Origin of the sequence: Giesbergeria sp. (assembly GCF_028686475.1) — a bacterium.
Lineage (GTDB): Bacteria > Pseudomonadota > Gammaproteobacteria > Burkholderiales > Burkholderiaceae_C > Simplicispira.
Genome location: NZ_JAQUCA010000024.1, coordinates 1 through 16,884 on the forward strand (window position 1 = coordinate 1; position 16,884 = coordinate 16,884).

The 16,884-nt window shown below is 58.6% G+C and carries 17 protein-coding genes; all 17 read right to left on the reverse strand.

Annotated features, from left to right (window positions below; all coding sequences use genetic code 11):
- Nucleotides 1-217 (reverse strand): helix-turn-helix domain-containing protein (locus PHX60_RS16035; RefSeq protein WP_366144390.1); only part of this gene is annotated, 217 nt, incomplete at its 3' end.
- A gap of 266 nt (nucleotides 218-483) precedes the next feature.
- Nucleotides 484-1,197, reverse strand: coding sequence for a DNA-binding protein (locus PHX60_RS13325; protein ID WP_300078602.1), 714 nt, complete (start codon nucleotides 1,195-1,197; stop codon nucleotides 484-486).
- Nucleotides 1,198-1,483: 286 nt separating this feature from the next.
- Nucleotides 1,484-1,753: a hypothetical protein gene (locus PHX60_RS13330; RefSeq protein WP_300078604.1), complete on the reverse strand. Its 270-nt coding sequence runs from the start codon at nucleotides 1,751-1,753 to the stop codon at nucleotides 1,484-1,486.
- Nucleotides 1,750-2,127, reverse strand: coding sequence for a hypothetical protein (locus tag PHX60_RS13335; RefSeq protein ID WP_300078607.1), 378 nt, complete (start codon nucleotides 2,125-2,127; stop codon nucleotides 1,750-1,752). Before PHX60_RS13335 ends, PHX60_RS13330 begins: the two co-directional genes overlap by 4 nt.
- 52 nt (nucleotides 2,128-2,179) lie before the next feature.
- Nucleotides 2,180-2,770: a lysozyme gene (locus tag PHX60_RS13340; protein ID WP_300078609.1), complete on the reverse strand. Its 591-nt coding sequence runs from the start codon at nucleotides 2,768-2,770 to the stop codon at nucleotides 2,180-2,182.
- Nucleotides 2,767-3,057, reverse strand: a complete 291-nt coding sequence (locus tag PHX60_RS13345; protein WP_300078611.1) for a hypothetical protein — start codon at nucleotides 3,055-3,057, stop codon at nucleotides 2,767-2,769. The genes PHX60_RS13340 and PHX60_RS13345 overlap by 4 nt, the downstream gene beginning before the upstream one ends.
- Before the next feature lie 15 nt (nucleotides 3,058-3,072).
- Nucleotides 3,073-3,294, reverse strand: a complete 222-nt coding sequence (locus PHX60_RS13350; RefSeq protein WP_300078613.1) for a hypothetical protein — start codon at nucleotides 3,292-3,294, stop codon at nucleotides 3,073-3,075.
- Nucleotides 3,291-5,294: a hypothetical protein gene (locus PHX60_RS13355; RefSeq protein WP_300078615.1), complete on the reverse strand. Its 2,004-nt coding sequence runs from the start codon at nucleotides 5,292-5,294 to the stop codon at nucleotides 3,291-3,293. Before PHX60_RS13355 ends, PHX60_RS13350 begins: the two co-directional genes overlap by 4 nt.
- Before the next feature lie 9 nt (nucleotides 5,295-5,303).
- Nucleotides 5,304-5,705, reverse strand: a complete 402-nt coding sequence (locus tag PHX60_RS13360; protein ID WP_300078617.1) for a hypothetical protein — start codon at nucleotides 5,703-5,705, stop codon at nucleotides 5,304-5,306.
- The gene (locus tag PHX60_RS13365) at nucleotides 5,702-6,493 is read right to left on the reverse strand and encodes a discoidin domain-containing protein (RefSeq protein WP_300078620.1); all 792 of its coding nucleotides are present in this window, start codon (nucleotides 6,491-6,493) and stop codon (nucleotides 5,702-5,704) included. The genes PHX60_RS13360 and PHX60_RS13365 overlap by 4 nt, the downstream gene beginning before the upstream one ends.
- A gap of 2 nt (nucleotides 6,494-6,495) precedes the next feature.
- Entirely contained in the window at nucleotides 6,496-6,786 is a 291-nt protein-coding gene (locus PHX60_RS13370; RefSeq protein WP_300078622.1) for a hypothetical protein, read from the reverse strand.
- A 225-nt stretch (nucleotides 6,787-7,011) separates the two neighbouring features.
- Complete coding sequence (locus tag PHX60_RS13375) at nucleotides 7,012-7,671, reverse strand: hypothetical protein (RefSeq protein WP_300078624.1); 660 nt, start codon at nucleotides 7,669-7,671, stop codon at nucleotides 7,012-7,014.
- Between the two features lie 15 nt (nucleotides 7,672-7,686).
- Nucleotides 7,687-11,319: a hypothetical protein gene (locus PHX60_RS13380; protein ID WP_300078626.1), complete on the reverse strand. Its 3,633-nt coding sequence runs from the start codon at nucleotides 11,317-11,319 to the stop codon at nucleotides 7,687-7,689.
- Between the two features lie 3 nt (nucleotides 11,320-11,322).
- Nucleotides 11,323-11,715, reverse strand: coding sequence for a hypothetical protein (locus PHX60_RS13385; RefSeq protein WP_300078628.1), 393 nt, complete (start codon nucleotides 11,713-11,715; stop codon nucleotides 11,323-11,325).
- Entirely contained in the window at nucleotides 11,712-15,620 is a 3,909-nt protein-coding gene (locus PHX60_RS13390) for a tape measure protein (protein WP_300078630.1), read from the reverse strand. The genes PHX60_RS13385 and PHX60_RS13390 overlap by 4 nt, the downstream gene beginning before the upstream one ends.
- Nucleotides 15,621-15,658: 38 nt before the next feature.
- Nucleotides 15,659-16,450: a hypothetical protein gene (locus tag PHX60_RS13395; protein ID WP_300078632.1), complete on the reverse strand. Its 792-nt coding sequence runs from the start codon at nucleotides 16,448-16,450 to the stop codon at nucleotides 15,659-15,661.
- A 22-nt stretch (nucleotides 16,451-16,472) separates the two neighbouring features.
- Nucleotides 16,473-16,883, reverse strand: a complete 411-nt coding sequence (locus PHX60_RS13400; RefSeq protein WP_300078635.1) for a hypothetical protein — start codon at nucleotides 16,881-16,883, stop codon at nucleotides 16,473-16,475.
- Nucleotide 16,884 lies beyond the last annotated feature (1 nt).

Below are 16,884 nucleotides of genomic sequence, written 5' to 3' on the forward strand. Positions count from 1 at the left end.
GGTAAGTAATATAGGGCTTGGACTTATCGGCCAATTTTTTAATGCAATCCCGGACGGTGCGCTCACTCAAACTGCAATCAGCAGCAATGGTGCTGATGCTGGGCCAGCATTGCAGGGTGTTGATTTTTGCGCGGCGGCAAAGGGAAATAAAGACCATCTTGGTCGAGGAGTCGAGGTCGCTGGCAGTCCAAGCGTGCTCTGAGAGACAGAAGGCCATGATGCGGATTCAGGAAAGTGTGCCAAGGGCCACTGAATCCGGTTAAAATCCGCGCTAATAAGTGCAGAGCCTTCTTCAGTGGGGGGTCTTCACATCTGCACTAGCAATCAGCCCGGTTAACTTTCCTACGGTCACCGGGCTTTTTGCTGTCTGGCGCTTATTCAGCACCAACGCAGACAGACGTACATTTTAGCACTGCGCCCACCGGCAAACGGCCGTAAAACAGTAAGCGGGTGCAAATTTCCATGTGAGCCAAACAGGTATCTTCAGCGATTTGCTTCAGTGGCACGAATTGCGTTTAGCAATTGAGCATTCTGTGCTTGTGTGGCTTCCAGTTGCCCAGAAACTTTCGCTGTGGCCTCACGTGCCTGCGCCACCTCATGCTGCATCTGTTCCATCGCAGCACGTAGCGCAGCTATTTCGGCATGGGCTTGCTCTTGGGTCAGATCCGATTTGCGGGCTGCATCATCGCTTGCTGCAAGGCGCTCACGCAATTGCGCCAACTCCACTGCTTGGGCCTGCACCTGTTCTTGGGCCTTGGCCAAATGCCGGGCTTGCTCTTGGGCTTGTTGCTGCTGTGCGTCTACGGTGGCTTCTAGCTCATCGACGGCCTGAGCAGCATCAGCCAGTTCTCGTTCGGCCTGTTGCCGTTGCTCCCCGGCTGTGCGAACCACCTCTGCGACCCGCCGATCAGCTGCCTTTACCGCCTTGTCGTTCAGCTCAATGGCCAGCTGCTGTATACGCGCCACGAGGTTGGCGCTGACATGGGCCACGGCTTCGGCCACTTCGATGGGTAGCTCAGACACTGGGGCGGTAGGTGCAGCTTGGGCCAAGCTTTCATCCCATACCTGTTTGAGCCGGTTCGGATTACCACCACCGAGTTTTTGGCGCAGCGCAAAGCCTGTAATCGCCCGCCCAGTAGCCAGCAAGGCCTGTCCAGCGGTAATGATTTCCTCATCAGAAAAAGCAGCAGGCCGCATCGTTCGTCTCCTAGAAAGTGTGTGAAACACATCATAGCACAACTAATAAACAAACTAACTAATAAATAAACTAAAGAGAGTATCGATGCGGATGGTATTGCTGCGCGACTTGTAAAAATCGTGCATCAAGCCTTCACGGGTTGTGCTACAGCTGTTCGCGCCCTCCTCGCGCTAGCTCAAAATTTGCCCCTGATAAAGGAACGTTACCGTGACCTATTTGTTTTTGCTGTATGTTTTCTTACATATTACATATGAAATATAACGTAGTTCCACATGGAACTAGACATCAGCGCACTGGTGCTGTGCAAGCGCGCAGCCCCGACAGCAACTGCTGCTCATAGCCTTCGCGCCGCTCAATCTCTGCCATTGCTGCTTGGGCAAAGGCATCCAGCGTCACTGGGGGCTGTAATACTTCGGTGGGCATGGCCGGGCGCTCAGGTATCGGCTCTTGGCACGCTACTGGCACAGGGACTTTGACCTGCTGCAACTGCACTACCGGCTGTGCTGCACACCCGGCCAGTAGGGCCAGCAGTAGCGGTAGAGATAGCACCCTCATTGCTGTCCCCTCCCTTGCAGCCAGCTCTCTACCCGCACTTGGGCACTGGTGCAATCGTTACCCGGCACGGCAGCAGGGGCGGTCAAGATGGCATCGGCTCGCTGTGCTGCTGCACGGGCTTGTGCGGCAGCGGTAGCCCGCGCTGTAGCGGCATCTTTGGTGCGCTGGTCAGCCAGTGTGCGCAGGTCATCCACAGCATCGCTGCACGCACTGGCAGCTTGTCGTGCTGTGTCGCGCTCTTGTTCGCGGGTGCTGGTTGCGGCCTTGGCCAACGCCAGCTCGTCACGCAAGTTCAGATAGGCCCACGCTTGCCCCACGTTTGCCACCGAACTCAAAACCGCTGCTGTCAGCGCGATGGTGGTCAAATTCCCCATGCCAGCCCCCACCAAAACCACGGATTGGCGCACAACATCAGCATCAGTGGGTTCATGCTTTGCCCCCTTTGGTATAGCCGGGGTAGCCCGGACGACCCCAGTACAAGCACAGCTCTTGTGTGGCTTCGCGCCGGTTCACAAGCCCCGGCAGCTTCACGAGTTGCCCATCCACCCGGCCATTGACCCACTTCACCAGCTCGTTACAGCCGCCATCGATGTCACCAGCACGGAACTTTCGCACTAGCGTCGATTGCACTGTTGCGGGTTTCTCACCGGCGTTGTAGAAAAAATCAATCAGCGCCGCTTTGGCCCACGGGTTCAGTGCAGCATAGGTGCCCACGTTGCGCTGTGCCGCTTCTTCGGCCACCAGCAAGCGCTCGCGCTCCATGCTGCTGCATTCGTTATGCGTGTAGAGCTTGCCGGGGGCAACACCTTTGCCCGTCACACCACGGCAAACTGTCCAAATGCCCACCGGGTCTTTGTAGGGCCGGTAGTAGATTTGGCCGTTCTTTTGCACCGTGGGGCCTGTGCCTTCAAAGTGGTCGCCCACTACGGTAGCAATATCAACTGCCCCTACTGAGACACCAGCAGCAGCGGCTGTGGCAACGAGGGCCAATAGGCGATTACGTAATGAGTTGTTCATCGCCCACCACCGCCACGCACGGCAGTCCATGCCCCTGTCAATGCCACACCCAATCCTACAATCCCTGCCACTGGCCGAGCCAATGCGCCGATCAAGTTGAGTACTTTGAACGCACCCTTCATCGCCTGGAAAAACTCCAGCATTTCTGCCATTTGCTCGCGCATGTCGTGTTGGTCTTCACGCGTGGCCGCTACCGAGTTTTCGATCTTTTCCATGCGTTCATCGCCCTCGACTAAGCGTTTGGCAATGGCTGCCACAGGCAGTTGGTTTCCAAAATCGTCCTGCATTTCCTTCTCCTCTCTTTAAACCTCTGCCTCCACATAAACCAGCGTTGGAGCTGGTCCTTCAATCGCACCATCACGCACAAACACACGCTGGCCCACGGTGGCTTCGCCCAACACATGCAGCACGCCACCGCTGGGGAGTTGCACCGTGGCCCCAGTAGGAGTGCTGGCTATCACAGTGCCCACGTAGCGTGCGCGTTTAGGCAGTAGCGCTAAAAACTCGCGGTAGATGTTGCTCATGTGTGTACCTCTAGCTCTAGGTTTTGGCGTAGGTTGGGAGCGCTCCACTGAATCGACGTGCCGCGCACCAGGCCGCGCATGGCGTTGCTGCCACTGCCGATTTGCAGCAGCTGGCCGGGCACTATCAGGCCGGTTTCTGGTAACACTTGCATGGATAGCGATACGCGCCGTTGCTTGCCGGTATCGGCCAGTTCGGCTAGGCCGCGCAGGCGTTGGGCGGTGGCATCGGTAATCAGCGGGTGGGTGACTTGCGGTGCCTGTAGGTCGCCCACAGTGCCCGCACGGATTACAGGGCCAAAGACTCCCGCTTGCACGCCGCCGACGTAGATGCCGTTATAGGCAGGTTTGTCGATAAATTCTGTGCCCAGCGTTTGCACGGCATCTAGGGGGATTTCGTAGTCTGGTGTAAGGCTGCCCCACTCCCACGGTGCCAGCGGATACTTGGGCATGATGTGCAGCGTGGCATCAGTAGGATGCGGCTGTATGTATGCACCCACAGCCCCAGCAATGTCGGTCAGTGCGTCGATATAACTGCCTTGCACAGCCCACAGTCCGGCGGGCACTGTCCAATCGGGCAGCTGCCAATCTACTGTCCAGCCTATACCCACGCCGTTAATCGTGAGGACTTCTTGCGCCAGTTGCTGTGCGGTGCGTTGTTCGGTTTGGCCGCCATGCGATAGCGTTGGTGCCCAAGGGCTTGCCAAAATAGAGGCACGCCCACGGCCTGACACCTGCCAGCGCCGTTGCGGCAAGAACTCTTGGTTCAAGCGTTGGCGCTCCAGCGTCAGGCGCAGTGGCTGGCCGTTAATGCTGGCCAGTAGCTCAGGCGGGTCGCCGTTGGCTTGGCGGCCTAAGTGCGGCTCGGCGCTTTCGTGGAGCGTAGCGCTCCACTGCCACGTCCAGCTTCCATCATTGAGCGAGGCTGTAAACCCGAAGGCGTGTAGCGGCGCGCCGTTGTCTAGGCGCGTGAGGGTGATGGCGTTAAGCACGATGTAAGCCCTCTTAGGGGTGATGATGATGGCATCGCCAAAGCGCAGGCGCGGGTCAGGCACAAAGGGCGGTTTGGGAGTGGTGGTGGGGCGCAGGGTGATACCAATGGGCGGCACGCTGGCATCTTGGTGGCGCGCCAGCCATTGCCGAGGGGCGGGGCGTGCGTTTTGCTGGTGGCTGCCTTGTGGGCGCTGCAAGCTGGTGGCCTCTTGCCAGCGGGCTACACGGCTGGCGCGCTTGCTGTGGTCGCCGTCTTGGTGCCTAAAGTCTGTGGCGTGGCGGGTGCGGTGGGCCTCTTGCGTGCGTGCGCTGGTGTGTAGGCGCTGGCGTGCGCTGTCTTGGTGGCGCAATTGCTGGCCAGCGTGCAGGCCAGTGCCGTCTTGGTGCTTGGCTTGCGTGGGCAGCGGTGCAGATTGCAGTGCGCCGGGCAGCCGGTGGGCAACGCCATGCGGGCTGATGCTTGCTTGTTGCCAAGGCGCTTGCATCGCTGCGTGGCCGTTGCGCGCTATTTGCTGGGGCAGTGCTGCACCAGCAAGGGCCGTTACCCCGTGCTGCCACTGTGCGTGCGCCCGGCCTACGGTGGGGCGCGCTGTGTTACTGTCGTAGCCAATGGCGCTGCCAAGGCCCAGCTCTGGCAAAGCAATGGCGATGGCCACGGGCACCGATGCACTCACCTGCATTGCCATGTGCAGCTGGGGCAAGGTGCCTGCTATGGCTAACTCGGCAATGGGGGCTATGCGTAGCTGTAAGCCCAACTCGGGCAAGGTGCCTAGCGCTGCCAGCTCTACGCCAGCCACGACGCGCGCTTGCAATCCCAACTGGGGCAGTGTGCCCGCTATGGCTGCTGGCACCGATGCGCGCACCTGCATTGCCGCGCCAAGCTCGGGCAGGGTGCCCGCTATGGCCAGCTCTACGGCGCTGATGGTGCCGTCGTCGTCTTCTTCGCCGAAGCGCAGGGCGGCGCTGTAGTCCTGTGGCTGACCAAAGCGTAGCTCGACGGGGTTTGCCATGCGCGCTGCTTAGGTCAGTGCAAAGCTGGTGATTTTTGCATCGCCGCCGGCAAATAGCTCGGTTTGCGCCAGTTGCACTTCCCATGCGCCAGCGCCTACGCCTGTGTCGGCATCTAGTACCGCGTCGCCAGCGCCGTTGACCAGTCGCGCCCATGTGGGGGTGCCCGTCAGGATAATGAGGCCGGGGGCTTCGGGGGTAAGGGTTAGCACGCCATCCAGTACCGCACCTGCGGGCTGGGTCAGTGGGATGGCCACTAATAGGCGGTTGCCCACAGCTGGCGCGGTGTCGGCATTGGCGGGGCGTGTGCCGTCGTAGAGTTGCACCAGTGGTGCATCAGGGCCGGTGTCGATGTAGGCCAGCGTGGCTTGCAGGCGTGCATTTTTAAGGGCAGCGGTGATTTGGATGGTCATGGCATTGGCTCCGGCACGAGCTGGTCGGCAATCACGGCTTTGTCGGTGTTGGTGTGGTCAAACGCGCAGACGAAATACAGCACGCCGGGGCCGCCTTTGATGTTGTCAAAAACGTAGTCGCCGGTGGCGGCGTCGCTCCACGTCTCGCGGATTAGACGGTTGTCGCGCTGGTTGTAGAGCTGCACGCGGCGGCGTAGGGGGGCTAAAGTTCCACGCTTTTTCGTGTCGCCCACGATGCGATACAGGCCGCCGTCTTGCCGGTCTATCTGCACAGCGGTGGGCGATAGCACTGGGCCAGCCGGGGAAGATGCACCGCCGGATAGCACAATCGCGCTCGGATGCAAAGACCCTTTAGGTGGCACATACGGGGTAGCGTTGAGCACAACCACGGCGCTCGGGCTGAAGCTGCCGGACGCAACGGACAAGTCGTAGCGGTCTTCTTGGCTCGCACCAGCGCGCAAGCTGATTGTGCTGATGTTTGGTGGCAGCCACGCGCTACTTGCCGAGCAAGTAATCCGCACCTGCGCCGCTTCTACCGGAGTTGCGTGGGTGTATTGCAGCCAGTGTGGCGGGGTCACGGCGGCAGCACTACACCAGTCTGTGCCGTTAGATTTGTCAAATGCTTTTGCCGCCTCGTAGCCGCCGCCGTAAAAGCTGGATGCAAGCGCAACTCCGCCAACTGACAAGTCGTTGCCGCCGCTGTCTAAAAACGCCACTTCTGTGAGTTGGATGTATGTCCCGCCATTGCTCTCGCTAAAAGTCAAGCGCCAAGTGTTTTGCGCCGCCATGATTACCAAGGCCCGGTAATGTCAACAAAAGCCACGCCTTCGCTGGTTGTGCTTGCGGGGCCGCCGCATTTGATTGCTAGCAACTTACGACCTGCCAGCTCACCTTGTCCGTCGATTTTGTCGCGCCAGTTAAATTGAGCGTGGCAGTTTTGCGGCGTGACGTACAGGCCACGGCTATATCCGCGCAAGCATATGCCCGGCTCAATGAGAGTTTTGCGTGCAAGGATTAGCCCGTTGTCTGGGCCATTGGGGTAACTTGGTGTTAAGACGCTGGGGGTGGAGGCGCCGGACATGCGCGACGTGCTAAAAAGCCCAGTTGCACTGTGCGTTGCTGCCACTGCGCCCCCCAATGTTGTAAAGCTGCGCGGCAGATAAGGGCCAGCGTCTCCGCCAGCAGTGCCGCAGTGAGTGGATGCGGTTGATTGCAGGTTAGTCGTATTTGCGATGTCCGCGTTGCTGCACTGCAAGCGGCAAGCATAAGCATCGCCGCTTTTCAGACTGACAAAGTCGCCAAACTCCTAAACAACGCCGCTAATGCCGGGATTGGTTGTAGCGGTATGTACATGCAGTATCCCGCCCTTGCTATCCGCAATCACAGTCCAAGCCCGTGCCGTGGCGTTGGCCGCATTGGCCTTGGGCCACCAGCCCCCTCCGCTGATTTGCGTAGTAGTCGGAAATGGCCCGGTGCCTGTGTTGATGTCCGACATAGACTCGTAACCAACGACTCGTGCGTTCGTAGTGCCGGTGTCATCTACCCGCAAAAACATGCGCGTGCTTTCCACAGCCAGCGAACGGAAGGCCGCCAAATTGGTTCCGCTAAAAGCTTTTTCCCAGCCCGCTGGTGCCAGTTTGGCGGTAATCGTGCCGGTGGCCGTTTGGTCACTGATGCCGGGCGCGGCAAATGTCACGCTGTTGGTGGTAGTGCTGATGATGCGCTTTTCGCCATTGAGGCCCGCCGGGGCCGCGCCGTCAATCAGGGCTATGGTGTCCGGCTCAAAGCTGTGGCCACTGGCAAAGTTGGCCGTGGCAACGCCACCGGATACCACCAACGTGGCCACCGACTGCAAGCCCAAGCCAGTCACTAGGCAGGCTTCTAGCACCGCAATTATGCTGCCAGCCACGCCGTTCAATACCGGAGCGCCATTCATCGCGCTGTGAAAATGTTTTACGCTTGTCATGGGGTCTCTCTGGGTTTAGGGGGTAACAGGCTCGGTGTTCACATCGCCACGAATCAGCAGCGTGAAGTTGTCATCGGTCACGGTCTCAGGGCCTTGCTGCACAGTGCGGACAATCCACACGGGGAACATCGCCCCAATGGTGTTAATCCGCATGATGTTGCCAGCCGCCCAGCCCAAGCCCCAGCCTAAAGCGGGGATGGTGAAATACGGCACGCCGGTAGCCGGGTTAATCGGCGCACAATCGGTAGCCACATTACCCGTGGCAATCACGCCGACGTTTTCGCCTATCACCTCAAAAGCTGTGGTGTTGGTAAAGCGCACCACCCAGCGCTCGGTCAGTGCGCCGCGATTGGTCACTGCGACCGGGAATTGGGCATTATTGAACGTGCCGGTAGCTGGGTCGCCCACCGGTGCGTCGGTATATTTGCCGTCCCAAGATTTTTGGTCAAACACGGATTGCACGCGCGCGAAAAGGTCACCGGCCACCAGTGCGCTACTCACGTAGCTGCCTAGCGGGTAATCATGCGTGAGAGGGCGCGTAAAGGTAATGTCGCCATTGATTTGGGCATCGCGCACCACGGCCATGTCCTCAATGCGGTGCTGAATCTTGACGGGTTGCGCGTAGCCGGTCACATCGGTAAATGTGACGGTGCCAGCTTCTAAATCAGCCGTGTAGCCGGTGTTAATCACTACGCCATCGCTGCCTACCACGCGCACGCGCGACAGGCGTACACGCGCGCAATTGATGGTTTGGCCGTTGGATACGGTGGCAGAAATCTCGCCAGTGTGGCCCACTACAGCCAAGCCACCCGGCCTGAAGATAGGCACGCGGCCATCTTGCGGCAGGCGCACCGGGTCAATACCGAGCAGGCTGGCATCTAGCGGTAGGTAGCTGTAACTGACGGCGTTGTAACGCACGGTGTCGGCGAAGGCATAAACATCATCGCTAATCAGTTTGCCATAATGGTCTATAAACTGGCGAGGCCGAAACATCAAGCGCACCACGCCAGTCTCATAATCCACTTTGCCAGTCACATCGGCGGTGTTAAAAATGCCATCCAGGTCCGCAGTGACGTTAATCAATGTGCCGGTGGTAGTGGTAGCCAACACCTGCACCGACCCCACGCGCACCGGCGATACCGGAATGCGAAACGACAGCTGATTAACCGGCCTGCGCGCTTGGTTTACCAACAAAGACTGCAAAGCCAGTGCGTTGCTTACCCCGGCCTCCCAAGTGTGGATAGTGGCGCGACCAGTGCTGTAATTGATGGTGCCCGCTTGGGGTGCGTAGCCCGTGGTCACATTCAAGTCGGTATAGAGTGCGCCGCCGCTGTCAAAATAACGCTTATCGCCCAGCGTGAAGGCAATGGAGCCGGGCACAATGGGGCGCGCGGTATTGGTGTAGCCTCGGCCAAAATCCATCTCAAACTGGCCCAGCGTAAAAGTCTCGGTATCCACATTTCCTGCGCCAAGTGAGTAATGTCTGACCGTGGCATAGTCCAATACCTCGGCGGGTCCGGTGAGTAGCTTGGTGCCCACATAGCGCCATGTGGTGGTAGTGGTATCCGCACCGTCCGGTGTTGTCGCTGGTACGGTAGTGGTGGTGGGTGCGTAGGCTTGATGATAGTACCCCACATTCAGCAGGCCCAGATTGATGGATGCAATGCCGGTGTCATAGTCAATCAGCCCCATGACAGTGCCGTCTGGGATTGTCAGGATGCCAAAGCCATCATCGCGCACGCTAAAAGCAGCTTGGGCTGTGTCGGTGTTGTAAGGCAGCCCCATATCGGGCTGTGGCTCTATCAGCGGCCCCACCGTAAGCCCGCCGTAGCCGTTGCTGGTGGCACCGGTCACTGCCACTGCGCCCACGACTGCACGCGTCACTGTGAGCGAGAACGACACCGTCCCGGGCGATAAATCCGTCGCCCCTACATCTAACACAATCTCGCCGCCAGCTCCTACCGTGCCAAGGTCTGGAATATCGGCCTCAGTCGGCTGACCGTAGAGGTATTGCACCGTAAATTGCTGGCCGGGTGCAGGCAGGGTGTCCGGTATCAGGTCAATCCGATTGCCCGACATAGTGCCTTTTGCATCTCCGGTGATTCTCCCGACGGAATTGACGGTAGCTAATCGCGCCGTGCCATCGTTCCATGCAATCGTGGTATTGGCCAGCGTTTGTATGTCGGTGCGCTGCAATGCCATAGGTATTTGCACCTTGGGTAGCGCAAAGGTTTTGGCCCTATCGACATAGGTAGCCCTGTTGCCCCAAGCAAACATAATGGCGCTACCGGCATCGGGCATGGCCCCACAGGTCACTGTACAGGTGCCGCTGGCGTAGTTGATGGTGCCCACGCCATAGGCAGTTTCGCGGCCATTCAGAACACCAGCACCGCCATCGCGCAGGTCATACCAGCGGCCATTGGCGCGGTACGATACCAACAGGCTGCCCGGTGCTGGCGGTGGCACGATGGTCAGTGTCCAGTTATAAGAGCGCGTCTCTGGCGTTACGGCCAACGATGCCGTATCTTGCACCGATAGCGGCGCAGCCGCTGGCGTGAAATTGATGGTTTTGCTGCCGTTGTAGGTGGGTGCGCCCAGCACAAACTGGATGATGCCGCGCGCGTAGTCAATCGTGGCCACCACGGTGGAGCCGTCATAGAGCTGGCTGCCGCTATCGGTCAGGGTTACGCCACTGGCAGCAATGTTAAGACTGCCGGGGTAAATGGCATTGCCCACCGATAGCGTGGTGGTGTAGCTAAACACCTGCCCGGTGGTGTAGGTTACCGGCCCATTGTCCGAGGTGATTAGTGTGGTCACTTGCCCGGCGGCATCCATATCAATCACCGGGGTTTCGGTCTGTGCGCTGGGCACCAGCTGGGTAAACATGTTTTTGCCAGACACGACAAAATCACCCAGCGCTGCGGCTTTTGTCAGTGGCACCACGCCCACATAAGTACCGGCATCAGCCACCACGGTCTCGCGCACCACACTCGAATCGGTCTTGTTACGTAGAAAAGTACGCGATGGCGGCGAACCCTTAAAGTCATGGCGCAGACTATCGGACAACTCTACCGTGACCACGGCAGCGTCGTAGTCCATAACCTTTGACTCATCATAGAACTTGCGGATTTCAGAAGATACCCGTGTGGCGCGCACATATTGTTCTTTCTCTGCCACGGTGCCCTCTTGGTACAGCAGCACGATGGTTTCGCCAATGTTGGGGGCCTTGGCCTCTGGGCGTTGAAACAGTTGCAGCACGCGCTGACCAGCAATGTGGTTTTCAAACAAGTAGCCGCTCCATTCGCTGCCTTTGTTAAGGTAAGCCTCGACGCGGCTGGCGGCTTGCTGGCGCGTGTCAAAGGTCAGGCGGTTGCTAAACAGAGTGATAGAAACACGCGGGTCTTGGGGCGGCTCGGCCACAATCAAATTGCCGCCAAAGTAGGTATCCGCATCATCGGTCTGCACCGATACAAAGGCTTTACGCAGATTGACCCTGCCCACGGCTCTATCGAGTTCGGATATGTCTGGCAGGATGGCGTTACTCAGGCCGTCAGGTATTACTAGCCCGGTAGGCGCACCGCCGCCCTCGGGCACGTCAGCCATTACGGCTGATTTGAGTAGTTTTACATCGCCTGATTGGATGGGCATGGGTTAAATCTCCAAAAGTCGCAGCGTGGCGAAATAGGGGTAATGGGTGGGCGGCAGTTCAGGGCGGGCGATGGGCTTGGCGCTGATCGGGTCTTGGGTAAAGATCACAGTGAAAGTGCGGCCATCGGCCAGCTCTAGCGTGTGCTGGGCCACTGGATCAGCGGCCAGCGCCCACAGGGCATCGAGCACGCTGCGCCGCATCCAGCCCGCATGGGGTTCGCCTTGCAGGGTGATAGGGCGGCCTGCCTGACGCACTGCCACATCGACCAGCAGCGCGCCGGTGGTGCTGTAAGCGGTGGCTTTCTCGGCCGGTGACCAGTCGTGTTCATCAATCCAGACCATGCCGCGCGGCAGTTGCACCGTGCCCAAGGTGTGGAACTTTTTGGGGGTAGTCATTGGGCGACTCCTGCTGCACTGGTTAGCGCACGCAACATGGACTCCATGCTCGCTTGGTCGCCAGGGTTATCAAACATGGCTCTGGCGCTGCCTACGCCCGGCAAATTGATATTGCTCACGTAGGTGGGCGCGGCGGTGATGGCCATGCGCCCGCCGCCCTGCTGTGGCGCCGGGGCTTGCGGTGCGGGAGTGGGCGCAGGAGTGGGGGCGCGCGGGGCTGGGGTAGGGGCGCGTGGGGCTTGCGGTGCGGGTGCTGGTGGCTTGGACCTGATGGAGTCAGGCACGGTAAGACCCAAATCTTCAAATGATTTTGCTTCTCTATCTGATATGGTGCGCCCATTAGCCACGAGTTGCTTGAGTGCGTTCTCAGCGTCGGCGCGCCGTTTGAAGTTGTCCGTGGCTTGCTTGGAAATCGCCTCGTTTACCGCGGAAAACCAATCTTGGCCGCCAGCACCCCAGCCGGTTGGTTGGCCGTTTTGCCAAAACTTTTGCAGTAATTCGTTGGCTTGCTGGTCAGTTAGCCCTTGGCTTTGCGCGCCCTCAATAATGTAGTTTTCATAGGGCATGAACTGGGTTTGTCGCTGCCCATTGCTGCCCAGCTTAAAGCCGTCTTTGTCAGTATCTTGTTTTTTGGTAATGCTGGAATTGGCCGTGTCTGCATTTTTCTGCGCGTGCGCCGCTGCCAAAAACTGCCCTTTGGCAGCCAGCGCGGCAGCCCCAGCGTCACTGTATTTCTTGGCGATTTCCTCCAAAGACATCGAGAAATCCATCGCCGCACCTTTGGCTGTGCCCATTGCGCTGGCAAGCTCTAGCGTGGATTTACCGGCGGCATCAGTCGCAATCTTGTACCCACGCAACGATGCCTCGGCCTGCACCCAGCTTGGGATAATCCCGTTATTGGCCGCAATGGCTTTATCGGCGGCCGCTTTGAAGGCTTCGCCCACTTCGCGCGCACTGGCGGTGCCGCTGGTACGCACTGCGTCATAGGCTTGCTTGGCACCGTCTGCGCTTTGCTTGAGGGCCGCGTCAGTGGTAATGCCCAGTTGCTTCATGGCCTCGGCTACGCTTTGGATGCCGGGCAATGCGCCCTCTAAAGCGCCCTTGAGTTCGTCTGCTTTGGTTTTGGCTTGGTCCAGCAAGCCGTCGGCTATTTTGTTGCCCAGCGTGGAGCGCACTTCCTCAATTTTCTGCTTGACTAAATCCAGCGCTTTTTGGCCGTCTGCGGTGTCGATGGCTTTGGATAAGCTGGCTGTGAGTACGCGCCCAGTGTCTATGCCTTTGGCCTTGAGTTGCTCTAGGCTGTTGATTAGCTTGTCGGCATCGTTAATGGCACTGATACTGGCTTTGCCCATGCCTTGGGCTAGTAAATCCATATCCAAGCCGGTGCGTCGTATGGCCTCATTCAAGGTAACGTCAAACACGGTGGCCATGCGCTTGCCTGCCTCTTGCACGGCTTGGGCGGCCTGCTCGGCTTTCAGGCGCAGGGCGTTTACCACATCGTCTGATGCTCCTCGGGCAATGGCGGCCTCTACTTCTTTTCCGGCTTTATCTGCTGCCACCTCTAAATTGAGCAGCATGGCCCGGAAGTTGGTCTCAAATTTGGCCAAGTCTTGGCCGTCTAAGGCTTGTGCCCAAGCATCTTGAAACTGCTGTGCGGTGATTTTTCCATCGGCTGCCAGCTTATCCAGCACCCCAGCAGCGGCTTGGATGCCGGGCTGGGTGGATAGGTCAAAATCTTTGCCAATTTTGCTTATGGCATCGGAGGCGCTATCGCCCTTTTTAATCAGGTCGTCAAACTGGGCAATGAGTTCTTTGGCACGGTCATTCAAGCCAAACTTGGCATCAGCGGCGGCCTTGTCGGCGGCAGCTTGTTTTTCACGCGCTTCGGCTACGGCTTTGGCGGCTGCGGCTTCTTTTTCCTGTGCGGCAGTTAGCTCTTTGGTGGATTGCTCTAGGCTTTTTTGGCCGGTGGCCCACAAGGCAAACTTGCCAGCGGTCTCACCAATAGCGGTGCCGATGTCTTTGGCATTCGATAGCACCATCACGGCAATGCCGGGGATGCCACCTAAAAAGCCAACAGCTCCTTTGGCGGCATCGCCCAAAGTGCCCATCGCTTTTGAAAGCAGCCCAGCGCCTTGGGTGGCCTTTTCTTTGGCATCAGTAGCCTCTTTGATGGCTCCGCTGTAGCTTTGCATGATGCTGCCAGTGGCGCGTGTGCCAAGGGCGTTGTCATTAGTTGCTTTGGTGTTCCGCTGGGTGGCGGCTGTGTCAGTGTCGGTGGCTGCTGCGTCTTGCCGTGCAGCATCTGCGTGCTCTTTTTGTGCGGCTGCATTGTTTTTTGTTGCTAACGCATTGTCGGTGGCCGCTTTAGTATTGTTGTTGGTGGCTAGTGTGTTGGTGGCAATGTCTGAGCCGCTGGATTTTGCTGCCTGCCCAATGCCCAAAAAGCTCTGCGCCATCTTTAGCGCAAACAGGGCACCAGCTGCCTGACCGGCATCCAATAAAAACCCGGCCACATCCTTGAGGTTGCTCGACAGCGCATTGATGGCATCAGCAGCGGCCTTGCTGGCCCCGGTGGCTTTGTCGGTCTCGCCGATATACACCGTCCAAGCGGTGGACAAGTTTTGCAGCGCACCGCCTACGGTGGCTGGTAGTTTGGCGAATTCTTTCTCTACTGCTTCGGATTGACCGCGTAGGGCGGCAATCACCACGTCGGTGGTCAGGCGGCCTGCTTCGGCCATTTCGCGTAGCTTGCCTACGCCCACGCCTAGCCCGTCCGCCAGTGCTTTAGCCAGCCGGGGTGATTGCTCCATCACGCTGTTGAATTCTTCGCCGCGCAACACGCCCGATTGCAGGGCTTGGTTCAGTTGCTGAATGGCGGCTTGCGAAGATTCAGCACTACCGCCGGATATTTGGATGGCTTGGTTGATAGTCTGGGTCAGGCCCAGCACTTGGTCTTGCGTGAGCTTGAGGGTCTTGCCCGCCTCAGCCAAACGGTTGTATAGCCCTGCGGTTTCTTCCAAGCTGCTACGGGTAGCGATGGCTACGCGCTGCACCCCAGCCATAGCAGCTTCAAAGGCCGCGCCCTCGCCGGTGGTGATTTTGATGCGTGCCGACAGGTTGTTATACGCATCGGCGGTTTTGGCCAGGTCAGACAGTAGGCCGGTGCCAATTTGCACGCCAAACACTGTGGCGATGGTGTTTTGCAAGCTGCCTAGCTCAGAAGCTAAGCTCCCGGCGCTGGCATCCATTTGCTTGATGCTTGTGGTGTGGGCATCAGTCGCTTTGGCTGCTGTGGTGCTGGCTGTGGCTTGGGCCTTGGTGCTGGCCTCTAAGGCTTGGGCTTTGCTGGCAGCTTCGCGTGCAGCAGTCGTTAGTGTTTCTAGGCCCGCTTGCGTTTGTTGCGCTGCTTTATTGAGCTGAACCTGCTGTGCTGCAAGGTCTTTGGTAGACAAGCCAGCCGAGGCCATTGCGGTGCGCGTTTGGTCTAGCTGGCGGTTAATTTCTTGGTAGGCTTGCTTGGCATCGCCAACGGCTTTACGCGCACGCTCAAATTCTGCAATCTGTGTCTTGGTGGGCGCCGCTGTTTGCGCCAAGGCTTTGCCTAATTCTTGGGCGTTGCGTTGAGCTTCTTCTAACGCATCTGCCGCTTGGCTGCTGGACTGCTTGAGCTTGACGAAACTGTCAATCAGCGCCTGCTGTTTACCAACACTATCAAAAGCGGCGCTCAGTTGCTCGGCATGTTGCTTGAGCTGTTTGGCTTCTTCGCTGGTTTCATCAAGCCCTGCAATCAGTCGCTTGATTTCATCCATGCCGTCAACGGCAGCTTTAATGAGAATTTCAATGGGCTTGAGTGCCATGCGTGGTGCGTTGGTAGGTGCTTGGGGCAATGCAGCGGCCTGCACTGCCGGGGTTTGGCAGTGCTAGGCGGCAAAAGGTGGGGTTAGATGGCCTGTGGGCGACCGTCGATGTACATGGCTTCGGCGTTGGCGGGTTTGAGGATGTCTAGCTCAAACTCCATCACCACAAACTCGGTGCCTTCTTGGATGATGGGCAAATCACCCGATGGCATCAGCACGGTGCTGGGAAAGTACCAATCACGGTTGACACCGCTGGCTACGTCAGCCACCACGCGCAGTGCGCCGGGCACTTCGGCTGCAGTACCGGATTTGACTTGCTCCCACGTCTTGGCCGGGGTGGTGTAGTCGACCTTGATAACGCTATCGTTGGCAATCGTGCCGCTTTCCAGAATCTGCAAACGGCCCAAGGCCAAGTCGATGTTGTAGTCGGTGCCAGCTGCGTGGGTGGTCAGACCGTCGGCGCTTTTCACAGCCACGGCGCTGATGTCGCGCACGCCAGCGGGGTTACCACTGGTGCTGCCCAGTTGGTACAAGCGGCCTTTTCGCACGGTATGCGCTTCTGCGGTCACGGTGGCACTGGCTTGGCTTTGTGTGCCTTTGGTGCCTGCTACAAACAGGGCCAAGTTGTCGGTGCTGATGTTGTCGCAGGGCAGTTTGCCAGTGCGCGTGATTTTGACGACGAAAGATGCGTCTTTTTGCGCCAAGCCCGATTCGCTGGAAAAGTGTTCTGCTTTTTCAGTGTCGGTGGAAAACGAGAAGCCGGGGCAGTTGCCAAGCGCAATCTCGCCGGTCTTTTCGCCACTGGCATTGAACGGGTCAAAATAGACGCGCCCGCGTGGAATCATGTAAACGTTTTGAACGTGGGTGATAGGCATGGCAATCTCCAAAAAATAGGGGTCAGGGTTGTCCGACGTACTTCGCGCCGGTGCTAAACATCAGCTCGTAGCCAACTACAGCGACATCTTGAAATGGCTGATGCACCACCTGCACCAGTTGCAGCGGCTCCCAGCTACGGCCACCGTGTGTGCCGGGCATCCAGTTGTGCAGGCTCTCAATCACGCTAGACAGCGCGGCATCGAGCGTGGTCACGGCAGCATCGGAACGCTTGACAGCCAGCGTGATGCGCCACATAGGCGAGAGCAGCAAGCCCGACTGGCGGGCGCTGGTCACGCGGGCCTCCTCGCAGCGCACATCCACTGCTGGCACGGGCTGGCGGTTGCTGTGGTCGATGTCGGTGCGTACATCCCAGCCTGACAGCACTGGCAGGGCTGCAAGGCGGGCGCACAGGGGGGCAGAGAGAGCCAACATA